The organism is Sphaerospermopsis sp. FACHB-1094 (genome assembly GCF_014696195.1).
Classification (GTDB): domain Bacteria; phylum Cyanobacteriota; class Cyanobacteriia; order Cyanobacteriales; family Nostocaceae; genus Sphaerospermopsis; species Sphaerospermopsis kisseleviana.
Window position 1 is genome coordinate 1 of sequence record NZ_JACJPT010000126.1, and the last position, 14,165, is coordinate 14,165.

General features: G+C 40.1%; 15 protein-coding genes and 1 pseudogene. 5 read left to right on the forward strand and 11 right to left on the reverse strand.

From position 1 onward, the window contains the following. The 3 genes and pseudogenes from H6F47_RS27620 to H6F47_RS23720 all read right to left on the reverse strand — a co-directional run. Positions 1-211 (reverse strand): annotated as a pseudogene (locus H6F47_RS27620) (hypothetical protein); the annotation flags it as partial. Positions 212-347: 136 nt separating this feature from the next. After that, positions 348-1,886 (reverse strand): amidohydrolase family protein, encoded by a 1,539-nt coding sequence (locus H6F47_RS23715; protein ID WP_096572450.1) that lies wholly within the window; start codon positions 1,884-1,886, stop codon positions 348-350. A 313-nt stretch (positions 1,887-2,199) separates the two neighbouring features. After that, complete coding sequence (locus H6F47_RS23720; RefSeq protein ID WP_137668347.1) at positions 2,200-3,543, reverse strand: LLM class flavin-dependent oxidoreductase; 1,344 nt, start codon at positions 3,541-3,543, stop codon at positions 2,200-2,202. Positions 3,544-4,105: 562 nt separating this feature from the next. Between H6F47_RS23720 and H6F47_RS23725 the strand changes: the two genes are divergently transcribed. After that, positions 4,106-4,378 (forward strand): AbrB/MazE/SpoVT family DNA-binding domain-containing protein, encoded by a 273-nt coding sequence (locus tag H6F47_RS23725; RefSeq protein WP_096572901.1) that lies wholly within the window; start codon positions 4,106-4,108, stop codon positions 4,376-4,378. Positions 4,379-4,551: 173 nt separating this feature from the next. On the opposite strand, the gene H6F47_RS23730 is transcribed toward H6F47_RS23725, so the two are convergent. Both H6F47_RS23730 and H6F47_RS23735 read right to left on the reverse strand, forming a co-directional pair. Continuing rightward, positions 4,552-5,238, reverse strand: a complete 687-nt coding sequence (locus tag H6F47_RS23730) for an HAD family hydrolase (RefSeq protein WP_096572452.1) — start codon at positions 5,236-5,238, stop codon at positions 4,552-4,554. A gap of 10 nt (positions 5,239-5,248) precedes the next feature. Further along, a complete protein-coding gene (locus H6F47_RS23735) occupies positions 5,249-5,602 on the reverse strand; it encodes a DOPA 4,5-dioxygenase family protein (RefSeq protein WP_096572453.1) in 354 nt (117 codons plus the stop codon). 363 nt (positions 5,603-5,965) lie between these two features. On the opposite strand from H6F47_RS23735, the gene H6F47_RS23740 reads away from it, so the two are divergent. The 3 genes from H6F47_RS23740 (at position 5,966) to H6F47_RS23750 (ending at position 8,330) form a co-directional block, all read left to right on the forward strand. Next, positions 5,966-6,637, forward strand: a complete 672-nt coding sequence (locus H6F47_RS23740; protein ID WP_190348670.1) for a glutathione S-transferase family protein — start codon at positions 5,966-5,968, stop codon at positions 6,635-6,637. Between the two features lie 44 nt (positions 6,638-6,681). Beyond that, positions 6,682-7,590 carry a TauD/TfdA family dioxygenase gene (locus tag H6F47_RS23745; RefSeq protein ID WP_096572455.1) on the forward strand — a complete coding sequence of 303 codons (909 nt, stop codon included), beginning with the start codon at positions 6,682-6,684 and terminating at the stop codon, positions 7,588-7,590. A gap of 140 nt (positions 7,591-7,730) precedes the next feature. Next, a complete protein-coding gene (locus H6F47_RS23750; protein ID WP_137668350.1) occupies positions 7,731-8,330 on the forward strand; it encodes a thioredoxin family protein in 600 nt (199 codons plus the stop codon). 467 nt (positions 8,331-8,797) lie between these two features. Here H6F47_RS23750 and H6F47_RS23755 read toward each other — a convergent pair whose 3' ends face one another. From H6F47_RS23755 to H6F47_RS23780, 6 genes are all read right to left on the reverse strand, one after another. Next, positions 8,798-10,063, reverse strand: a complete 1,266-nt coding sequence (locus H6F47_RS23755; RefSeq protein WP_096572457.1) for an MFS transporter — start codon at positions 10,061-10,063, stop codon at positions 8,798-8,800. Continuing rightward, on the reverse strand, positions 10,029-10,487 hold the full coding sequence (locus tag H6F47_RS23760) for a MarR family transcriptional regulator (protein WP_096572458.1): 459 nt from the start codon (positions 10,485-10,487) through the stop codon (positions 10,029-10,031). Before H6F47_RS23760 ends, H6F47_RS23755 begins: the two co-directional genes overlap by 35 nt. Before the next feature lie 19 nt (positions 10,488-10,506). After that, positions 10,507-11,361: an ABC transporter permease gene (locus H6F47_RS23765; protein WP_190651277.1), complete on the reverse strand. Its 855-nt coding sequence runs from the start codon at positions 11,359-11,361 to the stop codon at positions 10,507-10,509. Continuing rightward, positions 11,318-12,172, reverse strand: a complete 855-nt coding sequence (locus H6F47_RS23770) for an ATP-binding cassette domain-containing protein (RefSeq protein WP_190651279.1) — start codon at positions 12,170-12,172, stop codon at positions 11,318-11,320. The genes H6F47_RS23765 and H6F47_RS23770 overlap by 44 nt, the downstream gene beginning before the upstream one ends. Before the next feature lie 71 nt (positions 12,173-12,243). Then, the gene (locus tag H6F47_RS23775) at positions 12,244-12,663 is read right to left on the reverse strand and encodes a type II toxin-antitoxin system VapC family toxin (RefSeq protein ID WP_190651281.1); all 420 of its coding nucleotides are present in this window, start codon (positions 12,661-12,663) and stop codon (positions 12,244-12,246) included. Then, positions 12,660-12,881, reverse strand: a complete 222-nt coding sequence (locus H6F47_RS23780) for a hypothetical protein (protein WP_190651283.1) — start codon at positions 12,879-12,881, stop codon at positions 12,660-12,662. Before H6F47_RS23780 ends, H6F47_RS23775 begins: the two co-directional genes overlap by 4 nt. A 214-nt stretch (positions 12,882-13,095) precedes the next feature. On the opposite strand from H6F47_RS23780, the gene H6F47_RS23785 reads away from it, so the two are divergent. After that, positions 13,096-14,165: tetratricopeptide repeat protein (locus H6F47_RS23785; protein ID WP_190651284.1), on the forward strand; the 1,070-nt coding region annotated here is incomplete at its 3' end.

Below are 14,165 nucleotides of genomic sequence, written 5' to 3' on the forward strand. Positions count from 1 at the left end.
AGTAACTATCTCTAGCCCTGATGATTACGTCAAGTCTGGCTGAAATGAGAACATCCTCAAAGCCATACACAGACTGCCTTTTTAATTTTCGGACAGGTCTAATCACTAAGATATCGGTTAGTTGATGTTTCTTTGTTCGCTCTACTCTCTTGTCTTTTATGTCTCCAAAATTTTCCACTAAACTTTGTTGAATAGCTTCAATGGATGCCACCTGTCTTGGCTTTACCTGATAATGTAGTTTAATTATGCTACTTTATGAAGTGCGGAATGTGGGATCAAGGACGGGCAGGATGCCCATCCCAGAAGATTGGATACTCTTTTTTTTTGGCGCAACCTCACCAGGTCATTTACACACCCACCAAGGTTTTGTTCTCTACTTGAGATTCGGTCTTAGGTAGTTTAGATTCTACGGCTGTACCTTTGAAGAAATCAGGGTTGGCTTGGGTGTAGAATTTATAGGGATTGCCAAATACATAAGCTTTGAAGTCAGCTTCAGAAATTACGCCTTCTCTCACCAAATCCCAGCTTTCAGCTAAAGGCGCGGTGAGATCGGGTACATCCCAGTGACCAACATCAGAGGAGTAAATGGCGTTAATTTTGACTCCCAAGGGGTTGGCTTTATCGTTGAATGCCGCAGCAATAGTACGATCATCTGATTCAGAACCAAAGAAGAAACTATTCACCCAGCGATCGCGTATATCTTCAATTGATTGAATCCCTGCTGCACCAAAATCTTCCAATTCGCTACCCACTGGTGAACGACTGTGACGGTTGAAGGAAGCTCCTAGTACACTTTTAGTCAATTCCTCTTTGCTGAGGGAATGTCCTTGAGTAATTTCTCCACCATACTCTGCAAACAACTCAAACAACTCATCAGGATTAGCTAAATCTGGGTTATAGTTTTGCAGTCCTTCTAAATTGCGCTTGGAGAAACGGTCTACTAAATGAATGTAGACGTGAGCGCCCCAATCTGCCCCACCTTCCAACATACCGATACGCAATTGGGGGAAGCGTCTAGTTACACCACCAAAGAACAATGCTTTGGCAAATGCTTGTGAACCATCAGCAAAGTGACCGATGTGGTTGTTCATGTAGTTACTAATGGAGGAGCGTCCAGTCCATCCTTGACTACCGTAATGGGTGGTGAGAGGTACACCTAATTCAACGGCTTTAGCCCAGAAGGGATCATAGTCATATTCGCTATCTAGCCCGAAAAAGTCAATGTAAGAGGCATATTTGCCAATTTCTGGGAATTGATCGGCTGGGTATTTATCTGCGATCGCCTTAATTGGCCGTCTCACACCACCAGGGATATTTGCCACTTTCAGCCCCAGTGTTTTTACAGCAAACTCCAACTCTTCAATCGCTTCTTGGGGGGTAGTCATGGGGATACCAGCTACTACTGTTAGGCGATCGCTATATTTGCGGTAAATATCAGCATGATAGTGATTAATTGCCCGTTGCAATAATTGCCGATTCTCCTTACTTGCACCAGCCGCAGCTAAGGCATTATTGGGAAATAATACAGAATAATCTGAACCTTGCTCCCCTTGACGTTCATAGAGTAATGCAGGGAGAGTGTAGGTAGCCAAATCTAAAGTATTACGGGTAACTCTAGCCCACCAAGGTGATCGCAATGTCCGGTTATATTGACGTTCTTCAGGAGTTTGTTGATACCAGTCTTTACCTTCACTCTTGGGATTAAGACGAGAAGATTCAGCCTTGCGTAATTCATCTACCAGCTTCACACCGCCGTAGTGAGCAATATAATCCTCAAGGGCAGGAGTAAAGTCATTAGTGTGAACATCAGTATCAATGACAGGATAATCCAGATTGGCTCTAACTGCGGCGGAGGGAGAGCTTTTCAATTTGCTATATTTAGTCATATTTTCCTTAGAAAAGTTACAAGACAACTTAGATCCCTGACTTCTCAAACAATTGCAGAATTTAAAAGTTATGAATTTTCAAAAAATCGGGGATCTGTGGGAGATCATGCTGTTGATTTTGACTTGGGTTTAATACGTGAGATTGAAGATTCTTGTTTTTTGGACAAGCCTAACTTTCCGATAGTCTGCATAGACTCCGGTAGGCTTTTAACGTCTGTGCTGACGGGATCTAAGGGAACAATAAATTTTCTTTAACCTTGGATTTAAAATCTAAAACTTTGCTCCTTTGCGTCTCTGCGCGAAATCCAATTATTTAAACTGCTGCTAATACTTTTTGAAATTGATTAACTGGACGAGATAAACCCAGATTTTCCCGCAGAGTTGTACCTTCATACTCAGTGCGGAATAAACCCCGACGTTGTAGTTCAGGAATTACTAAATCAACAAAATCATCTAATCCACCAGGAAGATAAGGAGGCATAATATTGAAGCCATCAGCAGCGTCATTGAGAAACCAGCTTTCTAGTTGATCTGCAATTTGTACTGGTGTACCGATAATTGTCCAATGACCACGCGCTCCTGCAATCCATTGATACAGTTCCCGAATGGTAAAATTGTGTCTACGAGCAATATCAATTAATAATGCTTGGCGGCTTTTGTTATCATTGGTTTCTGGTAAATCTGGCAATGGTCCATCCAGGGGATAGGCAGAAAGATCCGTCCCTATCAGTCCTTGTAATAAAGCTAAACCAACTTGGGGATGTATTAAATCCTGTAATTCCTGATATTTGGCTTTTGCGTCTGCTTCTGTTAGTCCTACCACTGGAAAAACACCGGGCATAACTTTGAGTTGATCCGGAGTACGTCCATATTTTGCTAATCTACCTTTAACATCTGCGTAGAAGGCTTGAGCATCTTCTAAGGTTTGTTGAGCAGTAAATATCACTTCGGCAGTTTTACCAGCTAATTCTTTACCATCTTCAGAAGAACCTGCTTGTACAATTACAGGATGACCTTGGGGCGGACGGGCAATGTTTAATGGTCCGCGCACGGAAAAGAATCTACCTTTATGGTTAAGTTGATGTATTTTATTGGGATCATAGTAAAAAGCTGTTTCTTTATCACGGACAAAAGCATCGTCTTCCCAGCTATCCCAAAGACCTTTAACCACATCAATAAATTCGTGGGCGCGGATGTAGCGTTCTGCGTGAATAGGATGGGCTTCTAAACCGAAATTCCCAGCAGCTTCACTACTTCCTGTTGTCACTACATTCCAGCCGGCTCTCCCCCCGGAGATATGATCTAAGGAAGCAAATTTGCGTGCGAGAATATAGGGATCTTCATAGGTGGTAGAGGCTGTAGCGATAAAACCAATCTTTTCTGTCACCGCAGACAAGGCTGAAAATAGGGTTACAGGTTCAAAGTCTCCACCAAAGGCTGTCCGGCCTTCTGCACCGGGACGATGTTGTAAGGCTAAACCATCAGCTAGAAAAAATGCGTCGAATTTACCGCGCTCGGCTGTCTGGGCTATCTGTTTATAATGCTCAAAGTTGAGAGCGCCATTACTCCGTGCTTGAGGATGTCGCCAAGCTGCTACGTGCTGACCTGCTCCGGGTAAAAATGCACCTAGTCTTAGTTGTTTTTGTTGTTTGCCCATATCAGACTCCAAGTAATATTTTTTACTCAATGAATATAGGATGATAAAAATTTTCTGGGATAGCAGTTGTCAGATATGTCAATGTGACTGCTGCATATTTGATATTTATTTGTTGGGAAAGCTTTTTCAACTCCTTAGCTATAGTTATAGGCATTAGCGTTAGTGGTGGGTTGTTGATAAAACTACTGTATCTCGACTGATTTATCGTAGATTAATAGTAGAATCTCATAACTCTCATGAAAAAGCAAGTACCTTTTTATAAAAAATATGGTGAACTAAATTTATTGGCGGCTAATTTTTAGAGATTCTAAATATTTGACGGCTCTAGAGTGTGCAGAGTGGGCGATAGCGAAGCGCTGCTGCAAGCAGATCGCTCAATTTAAAAAATATATAGTACAATTATACTTGTGTTAACTACTGAGTAAAATAAAAGTAGCTTAAAATATAAGTATAAAAACTCCAGAGTACAGGTAGTAAATAAATGAAAATAATTTTCCCAACTTACGAAGGCTTTGATTTTTGCTAAACTAGAAATATGTATAAAATAAGGAAATATCAAGCTATGACACTTCCTAATTCATCAAGTCCTCAACACTATAAACTTGATATTGAACCGGAAGGACGTTTAACTTTACCCCAAGAAATCCAACAAATACTTAATTTACAATCTGGAGATAGATTAATTTTAACTCTGGAAGATAACGGAAAACTCCAATTAGTCAGCCTCAAACAACAAGTTAAAAAATTAAGAGGTTTATTAAAAGATAAATCACCTGATAGAAACTTGGTAGATGAACTCATCCAAGAACGCAGACAGGAGTATTTAAGTGAATAAATCTGTCTTAGAGGATGTTTGAAAAGTCTAACTTAGGCGATTAAAAATCACATCTACACAGACAAAACCTGCCTACGCAAGTTTCAAATCCTTAATTTTTCGTTAGTCCACGCAGGTGGACTTTGTTTGTGTAGTAGCGAATTATATTCGCCGAAAACTTTTAAGACAACCTCTTAGTTACCTAATTCCCTATTATACAATCTAGCTGCACAACAGCTTACTAATGTAGGAATCTCATCTGGATAATCAGCAATTAAATCAGCTTTATGAGCTTCCAATTCCTCCCTACTTCCATAGCCATAAGTCACACCAATTGAAGCAATATTATTTTTCTTAGCTCCAATAATATCATGAGAGCGATCGCCTACCATAACTACAGAAAAATGTAAAAGACTTTCCCTCTCTATAATGTAGGAAATTAAATCACCTTTTACACTTCTATTACCATCTAATTCACTACCATAAACACCATCAAACAAAGGTGCTAAATCAAAATATTCAATAATGCGTGTAGCATAAATTTGAGGTTTAGAAGTCGCTACAAAAGTCTGATAACCAGCAGCACGAATAATTTTTAGGGTTTCGGGAATTTGCGGATAAAGAGAGTTTTCACATAACCCAATTGTAGAAAAGCGACTACGATATAGTGAAATTGCCTCCTCCAGTAATGTGTCATCAGAGGTTTGCAATAACTGGGAAAAACTGCTTTTTAGAGGTGGTCCAATACACCAAAGTAATTCATTAGCATCTGGTGGTTGATAACCAAGTTCCGATAAAGCATACTGAATACAGCGAGTAATCCCCGTTTTAGGATCAGTTAGAGTTCCATCTAGGTCAAAAAGGACTGTGCGACAAAGCATTTTGGTAAGTTTAAATAGTTTTCAACCTTTGCAGAAACTCAATATTTAACTGTAGTTTTTCTCCCAACCACAGAGCATTATCGGTATGATCTTTGACATCATCTCCCGTTTCTGGGTGAACTAAAACATCCAAATCTTCACGGTTAAGCATTAACCAAGTCACAACTTCACCAAACTGATGTGGTAAAAAAGCCACTTGATACATTGATTTCGGGTGTGGTCCTATAGGTTGTTCATGCCAACGCCCCAATCTTACATCAAATTTAGCACCTAAACCTTCTCTGACACGAGCAGCCGCTTCACGACTGACGGTATCAAAATAAATATGTGCATGAAACCCAGTAATCTCAGTATTTGTATTCATTGTTCTTGATTTTACCTCTTGCTCTCAAGTATAACTTAACCATTATTTAGATATACTAATCATTCGTAAGCCATAAATTTAGTCAAACACAGATTTTTTGTAAAACCACTTGAAATTTCTTTTTAGTCATGCAATACTACTAACACAATCCCCGATAAATCGGTCAACAATTTGTAGTTTCTGATTTCTCTCAAGTCATCAATAAATTATTCAACCCCCTCAAGGGTGATGCACAGATAACTGGCGATAGTTATGTCTGCGTCAGTTTCGGTATTGCAAGTAACTACTGACTATTTAAGATTTGGGTTTTTCATGTCAACAAATTTCCCAAACACAAATCCTAATTTACTAAGGAATTTAAACATGGCTGACATTAAAATTTATAGTGCGGTTGTTTGTCCTTATGCTCACCGTACCCGCTTGGTACTTCAAGAAAAGGGGATTGATTTTGATTTGATTGAAATTGATTTACAGAATAAACCAGAAGGTTTTACAAAAGTTTCTCCCTATGGAAAAGTACCTGCAATTACTCATGGAGAAAATCGAATTTGGGAATCAGCAGTTATTAATGAATATCTGGATGAAGTGTTTCCTAACCCCCCGCTTTTACCTAGTAACCCCATTGCCAAAGCTCAGGCTAGAATTTGGATAGATTTTGCTAATACTAGATTAGTTCCTGCTTTTTCTACACTGTTACGCAGTCCAGATTTCCAAAAACAAGAAGAAGCTAAAAAAGAACTCTACAAACATCTAGAATTTATTGAAAATGAAGGTTTAGGAAAACTTTCGGGAGATGGTCCCTACTGGTTTGGTGAATCTATCAGTTTGGTTGACTTTACCTTTTTCCCCTGGTTTGAAAGATGGGGCGCTCTTAAACATTATCGTGGCTTTGGTATCCCTGCTGAATTTACTCGTTTGAAACAGTGGAAACACGCGCTTAAAGAAAGGGAATCGGTAAAGGCGATCGCTCACTCCAAAGAGTTCTATATTGAGCGATATGCTAAATTTGCTGCTCCTGTTCCTGTAGCTGCTTAGTCAAACGCTGCATTCAACTATTCCTAAATTGAGAACACAGATTTATGAGTTATCAAAACATAGAAGTTAAACCAATTGCTGGACGTATCGGTGCAAAAATTAAAGGTGTTAATTTAGCTGAAAATCTTAGTGATGAAATCATCAGCGAAATTAGAAAAGCCTTGGTTCAATATAAAGTCATTTTCTTCCGTGGACAAGAACTAGATGCTAATGGACAAGTAAATTTTGCCCGTCGTTTTGGTAAAATAACTACTGCACATCCCACAGTTCCATCACTTCCTGGATATCCAGAAGTATTGGACTTAGATTACAGCCGTACCGTTGCCCGTGCGAATAACTGGCACACCGATGTTACATTTGTAGATCGTCCGCCCCTTGGCTCAGTCTTGCGGGCATTGGTAATTCCGCCGGCGGGAGGGGATACTATTTGGGCAAATTCGGTGACTGCATACCAAGATTTACCGGAGCATTTGCGGAATTTAGCGGATCAACTTTGGGCAGTACATAGTAATGCCTATGATTATGCCACAGCCTTTGATATACCGGAAGAAGTGAAATCTTACCGGGATGTGTTTACTTCTACGGTGTATGAAACACTGCATCCAGTGGTGAGAATTCACCCTGAATCTGGGGAAAAAGGTCTATTTATTGGTGGTTTTGTGCGGCAAATTCGCGGTTTATCTCCCACTGAATCAGCCGATATTCTGCGCTTATTGCAATCTTATATTACACGACCTGAGAATACAGTGCGTTGGCGTTGGCAAGTTGGAGATGTAGCATTTTGGGATAACCGAGCTACTCAACATTATGCGATCGCCGATTATGGAGATCAACCCCGTCGTGTGCAGCGTGTAACCATTGCTGGTGATCTTCCTTTAGGAATTGATGGTAAATATAGTCAAGCCATTAAAGGAGATTCTTCCGCATATATTCCCAATCTTGTAGCAGCTTGACCTAACCCCCTAACCCCCTTTCCTTTTAGGGAAGGCGGGAAATCAAAGCCTCTCTCTTACAAGGAGAGAGGTTTGGAGAGAGGTTTTAGGTTTAAAAGCATTAAATAATTGTAATTGGAAAATTAAAGGAATTGGATTTTATGCCTTTAACACCTTCAACAATGTTACCTTTGGGAACTTTAGCACCTAAATTTAATCTCCCAGATATAGTAACAGGTAAAACGATTTCATTGGCGAATTTTGCTGATAAGAAAGTATTGGTAGTTATCTTTGTTAGTCGTCATTGTCCTTTTGTGCAACATATCAAATTTGAATTAGCAAAGTTAGGACAAGATTACAAAAATAGAAATGTGGGTATTTTAGCAATTAGTTCTAATGATATTAATACTCATCCTGATGATGCACCAGAATTACTTAAAGATTTTGCCCAAGAAATAGATTTATCCTATCCTTTGCTTTATGATGAAAGTCAAAAAGCAGCTAAAGATTTTTTTGCAGCTTGTACTCCAGACTTTTTTGTATTTAATGCTAATAGAAAGCTGGCTTATCGGGGACAATTAGATGATAGTCGTCCGAAAAATGGTTTACCTGTAACTGGACAAGATTTACGGAAAGCAATTAATTATGTTTTAGCTGATCAGGAAATTATTTGGGAACAAAAGCCGAGTATTGGTTGTAATATTAAATGGAAAGCAGGGAATGAGCCGGTTTATTATAAAGTTCCTGTAGCGGTTGGGTAATCAATCAATAATAAGTGGCATTTGATACAGCAAGAATATGCGGAAGGCAGGAGAGGATCATCTCTTGCCTTTTCTTAAATATAATTTGCTTTTTTTAAAATTTAGTAGGGGCGAAGCATTCGGATAATTAATTATCGGTTTTTACCTAAGACTATCATCCGAATGCTTCGCCCTTACTGTGGTCTAAAGACATGAAAACTGCTGTAATATTCCTAACTTACAATTGTAGAACTGGTTGGAAAATTAGATAGATGAAAATGTCTGATAGCGTGGCGCAAGCCATATCAGGATACCCAGGATTAAAGGATTAACAGGATGAAAAAAATACAGCTACAGGACTTACCCAAAATCTCTTTAAAACCCTCTTAACTTCGTGTCCTTCGTATCTTCGTGGTTCATTATTTCGTGACTTGTCCACAAGTCCTAAGATAATCAAATCCTGTAAATCCTATAAATCCTGATTCTGACTATAAATCCTCATGCAACGCGCCCAACTTCCTAATCTCCGGCCAAATCATCGCCGTCACAACCACCACCAAAATCGTACCTATTCCCCCACTAACCACAGAGAAAACAGGTCCAAATAAAGCCGCAACCGCGCCAGATTCAAAACCCCCCAACTCATTAGACGCACTAATAAATACACTATTGATAGCCGCAACTCTTCCCCGTAAATGATCAGGGGTTTTAATTTGTACTAAAGTATGACGAATTACCACACTAATACTATCTAAAGCCCCAGTTAACGCCAACATTAACAACGACAACCACACCCAACGGGATAAACCAAAGATAATTGTTACCACCCCAAACCCGGCAACTGACCACAGTAACGCAAGTCCGGCTTTGCGGATAGGTGGCAAATATACCAACAATGCGGCCATGATCAATGCACCTATGGATGGTGCTGCTTGTAAATAGCCTAATTCCACTGGACCAACTTGTAAAATATCTTTGGCATAGACGGGTAATAATGCCACTGCACCACCCAACAAAACCGCAAATAAATCTAAGGTAATAGCAGCGAGAATAATTTGATTATTCCAAACAAACTCCGCCCCCGCAGCTAGGGATTTTAAAGATATTGGTTCTTTGGCAAAGTCGGTTTTTTGAGGTTTAATAGCTGCAACAGAGGCGAAACATAATAGACAGGCGATCGCCGCCACTATATAAACTGGGGTAGCACTCTTGAAAAGTGCGATCGCAAATCCTCCCAAAGCAGGTCCAATCACTGACGCTAACTGAAAACTACTACTTACCCAAGTTGCTGCATTCGCAAACACATGAGTCGGTATCAACTGCCACATCAGCGCATCACTGGCAGGCTTCAAAAATGCCCTCGCTACACCCATAAACGCTAAACAGGCATAAACTAGGAAAATTGCCCCTTTGCTGTAAGAAATAACTCCTAAACCCAGTGAACAAAGTGCCAGCATGAAAATTGCCAGTAAGGTAGTACGCTGGCGGTTATACTTATCTGCCACATGACCTGCTATGAATGTCAGTAAAATCATCGGTAGAACCTGTGCCAGTCCTACCCCACCTAAGGCCATCGGGGAATTTGTCCGTTCATAAAGTTCCCAACCAATGGCGACAGTCTGCATTTGTCCCCCTGTAAACAAGAGAACACGCCCAATAGTAAATAACCGATAATCTCGAAATCTCATGGCTGCAAAAGGATCGTGTGCAGCCTGATCTTTAGGGTGGATTTGTTTCTGTTTGCTCGAAGACATTTTTTAATAAAGTCAAACCTGCTTCAATTTGTGATAATTGTTCCGGTGTCAAACCCTCGATAATTTCGGCAATATGAGCGCGAGTTTTTTCCTGAGATTGTTCTAATAAAGACTTGCCTTCTCTGGTGATATTCAAAACTACTCGCCGTCTTTCTTGCGGGTTATCAGTGCGTTGCACCAGATGACGTTGTACAAGTCTTTCAATAGTTGTTGATGCTGTAGCACAGGTGACACCTAAATGATCTGCTACCTCAGATAAAGAAGCACCGGGATTGCGATTGAGAAAAGCGAGCGATCGCAACTGTGGTATTGATAAAGAGTCTGCACTGTGCGATCGCATTTCGTCTCGGATAAACCGCATCAATAAGGGAACTGTTTCCATCACCCTAGCGGCACATTCTTTAGAGGGTTTATCCAAACTCATAAGACCGTTTTTCTCCAGATTACATCGCCACCCGTGGATAAAGTCGTCCACAGATGTAGGTTAAACCTATTAATGTTAGCAAGAGAATTGTACAATCTAACCCGAACCCATAAATACTTGAACCCTGCGCCAGCATTGCACCCCGTAGAGCATCCACTTCATAAGTCAAAGGATTCAAGTGAGAAATGAGCTTTAACCAACTTGGCATCAATGAAATAGGATAGATCGCATTGCTGGCAAAAAATAACGGCATGGTGATTAATTGCCCAATTCCCGTAAACCTCTCCCGTGATTTCACTAAACAGCCAATGATTAATGAAAAAGTGCAAAAACAACCAGCACCCAAAAACACAATCAAAACTACCTGCAAGAAAGCCAAAGGATGGTGATTTAGGTTTACACCTAACAAAAAAGCCAACAGGTAAATAAATACCACCTGGGAAAAGCAACGTACACCAGAACCAATTCCTTTACCCAAAACAATGGCAGTGCGGGGTATGGGTGCAGCCAGAAATTTATGCACAACTCCTAAATCCCGTTCCCAAATTAATGTCATTCCCCCAGTAAAAATAGCGACAAACAACGCACTTTGAGCTAAAATACCGGGAGTCATAAAATCTAGGTAAGGTATATCACCTGTGGGTATAGCGCGAGTCCGAGTAAATACTTGCCCAAAAATGATCAACCATAAAGCCGGTTGTACAGCCCTGATTACTAAATCACTGGGATCATGACGCAGTTTTCTTACCTCTAACTCAGTAATTATCAGGGTTTTAGTAAATAAGTTTTTGATCGCAGACAAAATACCTTTTGGTCGAGAATGCCTGGTTTCAACCCAACCGTTGAGAGTTACGTCTGGTTCTTGCAGTTTCACTGTAGCTCACTCCTGATATTAATTGATTACCTGCGTATTGGATGAAGACATCATCTAAGGTTGCATCTGGTTTGCCGATGGCTGCTTTTAACTCTGTGGGTGAACCAGTGATAATTTCTTTACCTTGATTCATGATTACTACTCGGTGACACAGAGTATCTGCTTCTTCTAAAAAGTGGGTAGTTAAAAAGATGGTTGTGCCAAATTCTATACGCAGTTGTTCCATTAGCTGCCAAACTTGCGATCGCGCTACGGGATCTAATCCCACTGTCGGCTCATCGAGAAATAAAATCTGCGGTTGATGTAAAATAGCCTGGGCAATTTCTAATTTACGAATCATTCCCCCAGAATAATTTCTGACTAAGCGATGTGCTGCATCCTCTAAACCCATAAATTCCAACACATCTTTAATCTGCTGTTGTCGTTTTCTAGCGGGTATATCGTATAATTTAGCGAATATTAAAAGATTTTCATAACCTGTCAGGCTACCATCTGCTGATAAAGCTTGGGGTACGTAACCTATCACCCTTCTGACTGCATCGGGTTGACGAGTCACATCATAACCACCTAAGTATGCTTTACCACTACTGAGGGGCAGTAAAGTAGTTAGCATTTTAATTACCGTACTTTTACCAGCACCGTTGGGACCGAGTAAACCAAAAACTTCTCCCGATGCAACGGAGATATTCAAATTATCAACGGCTGTAAATTTTTCAAAGCGGCGCGTCAGTTCCAGGGTTTGCAATATTACTGATTGTGGGACTCGCGCAGATGTTACCGAAGAGTCTATGTTTCCCGTTAGTCTAGTCACGATGGGGAGACACTTCCTTTTTCAAATGTTTAGTTTATCTAAATATTAGTGTGGCATATTTTTTCTAAAAGTCAAGACCAAGGATTAATGATCACAACCCCAGTCCCAGCAAAATCTTTTTCGTTACGAGTAACAAGTGATATAGAGTGTTGAAGTGCAATAGCGGCAATTAAAGAATCCATAGCGGGTAGAGGTCGGCCATTCTGTTCTAGTTGCCCGACTAAATTTCCCCATAACACCATTGTGGAGACATCTAGAGTTAAGATTCTGTGTTCAAAGCGATTGGGTAGGGTTTCATTTAGCCAAGTTGTGAGAGATTCTTTTCTCTTAGATGGAGTAAGTTTACAGATGCCTCTAGCGATTTCGCCAATAGTAATTACACTGAGGTAAAGTGTTTCTGGAATTTGGGCATCTACCCAATCTAAAACTTTTTGATTTGGTTGTTTGGCAACAAGTTCAGAAATTAGACAAGTATCAAGAAGGTAGGTCATGGGTTGAAGGTATCGCGGGGTAGACTGCGATCGCGGTTCAAGTCGAGTTCTTCAGTGAGTTCAGCCAAGGGAGATTGACGGAAAAATTCTGAGATTTTAATAGGTTTTTCTGAGTTGGTATTGCTTGTAGTTAGGCTTTGGGCAAGGAGTTGAATAATATACAGTTTATCGTTATGCGAAAGCTGAAGGAGTTGTTGTTCGAGTTCTGGGATAACCATGATGGGGTTTAAATGAAGGATAATTTTATTGTACTTTCAGCCTGGAGTTTAGACTAAAGCAGAGCGATCGCTATACTATTATTATGGATAGATTTTAGCTCTTACAAATTTACCCTACTTGAGCAATTACCTGTCCGATGTCTTGAGGTGTTAAGCTGAAATTTTCCCATTAACATTCTATTTAAAAATATCGCTAGAGTAAATTTAAACCAATATGGACTGGACAACACCACTCAAGGCACAACAGACTGATTTTATTCAAAGACTTAAATCTGCTAAATTACTCCACTGTGACGAAAAAGGCCAACATAGTGAATTAACTGTCATTTCTGGTCAAAGGTTAGACCAATTACGGGATTTTTGCTGGGAAATGGTGAAAAAGTATAAACCAACCGACCCCAAAAATTACTTTATCAACAACATGAAGGGGAAACTGGGTGAGGAAGTTGTTAAATCCCGTTTAGCTGATTTTGTCACGGAAGTTGACTATGAAAAGCGCGTTGGTGGTGATGGAAAAGTTGATTTTACCTTAACTTCTGACTCATCAATTGGTATTCAGGTTAAAGCCCGGAATGGCAATTTTGATAAAATTCAATGGTCAATTAGTCGAGAAGAAATTGAAAAAAATGCTGTTCTAGTTTGTATTTTAATTCAAGAGGAAGTTAGCGAAGCTCAGGCTGAATACAATCTGATTTTGGCGGGATTTTTACCAACAAATATGATTAACTCGAATACTGGTAAAGCCTTGGTGGAAATAGATGAATTGCTTTATGCTGGGGGTTTACGCAGCTATTTAGAAAGTTTGACATCTTCTGAAGCTGACGAATATATGCGCTTAGGTTATGAGTGTCTTGAGAAAGAAGATTATCAAAATGCTTTTGGTTATTATACTCAAGTATTGCAACTGAAACCAAATAATGAAGATGCTTACTTCAACCGAGGTCTTACCCGTAATGAATTAGGAGATAAGCAAGGAGCAATAGATGATTACAACCTAGCTATCAAGATTAATCCTAACCTTGCCCAAGCCTACAACAACCGGGGAGGTGTCCGTTCTGAATTAGGAGATAAGCAAGGAGCAATAGATGATTACAACCTAGCTATCAAGATTAATCCTAACCTTGCCCAAGCCTACAACAACCGGGGAGGTGTCCGTTCTGAATTAGGAGATAAGCAAGGAGCAATAGATGATTACAACCTAGCTATCAAGATTAATCCTAACCTTGCCCAAGCCTACAACAACCGGGGAGGTGTCCGTTCTGAATTAGGAGATAAGCAAGGAGC

Bases quoted from the DNA above. Each gene is read 5' to 3' on its own strand.
- H6F47_RS23740 (WP_190348670.1), top strand. From the start codon at position 5,966: ATGGCTGACATTAAAATTTATAGTGCGGTTGTTTGTCCTTATGCTCAC.
- H6F47_RS23735 (WP_096572453.1), bottom strand. From the start codon at position 5,602: ATGAATACAAATACTGAGATTACTGGGTTTCATGCACATATTTATTTT.
- H6F47_RS23760 (WP_096572458.1), bottom strand. From the start codon at position 10,487: ATGAGTTTGGATAAACCCTCTAAAGAATGTGCCGCTAGGGTGATGGAA.
- H6F47_RS23750 (WP_137668350.1), top strand. From the start codon at position 7,731: ATGCCTTTAACACCTTCAACAATGTTACCTTTGGGAACTTTAGCACCT.
- H6F47_RS23715 (WP_096572450.1), bottom strand. From the start codon at position 1,886: ATGACTAAATATAGCAAATTGAAAAGCTCTCCCTCCGCCGCAGTTAGA.
- H6F47_RS23745 (WP_096572455.1), top strand. From the start codon at position 6,682: ATGAGTTATCAAAACATAGAAGTTAAACCAATTGCTGGACGTATCGGT.
- H6F47_RS23780 (WP_190651283.1), bottom strand. From the start codon at position 12,881: ATGGTTATCCCAGAACTCGAACAACAACTCCTTCAGCTTTCGCATAAC.
- H6F47_RS23725 (WP_096572901.1), top strand. From the start codon at position 4,106: ATGACACTTCCTAATTCATCAAGTCCTCAACACTATAAACTTGATATT.
- H6F47_RS23775 (WP_190651281.1), bottom strand. From the start codon at position 12,663: ATGACCTACCTTCTTGATACTTGTCTAATTTCTGAACTTGTTGCCAAA.
- H6F47_RS23755 (WP_096572457.1), bottom strand. From the start codon at position 10,063: ATGTCTTCGAGCAAACAGAAACAAATCCACCCTAAAGATCAGGCTGCA.
- H6F47_RS23720 (WP_137668347.1), bottom strand. From the start codon at position 3,543: ATGGGCAAACAACAAAAACAACTAAGACTAGGTGCATTTTTACCCGGA.
- H6F47_RS23730 (WP_096572452.1), bottom strand. From the start codon at position 5,238: ATGCTTTGTCGCACAGTCCTTTTTGACCTAGATGGAACTCTAACTGAT.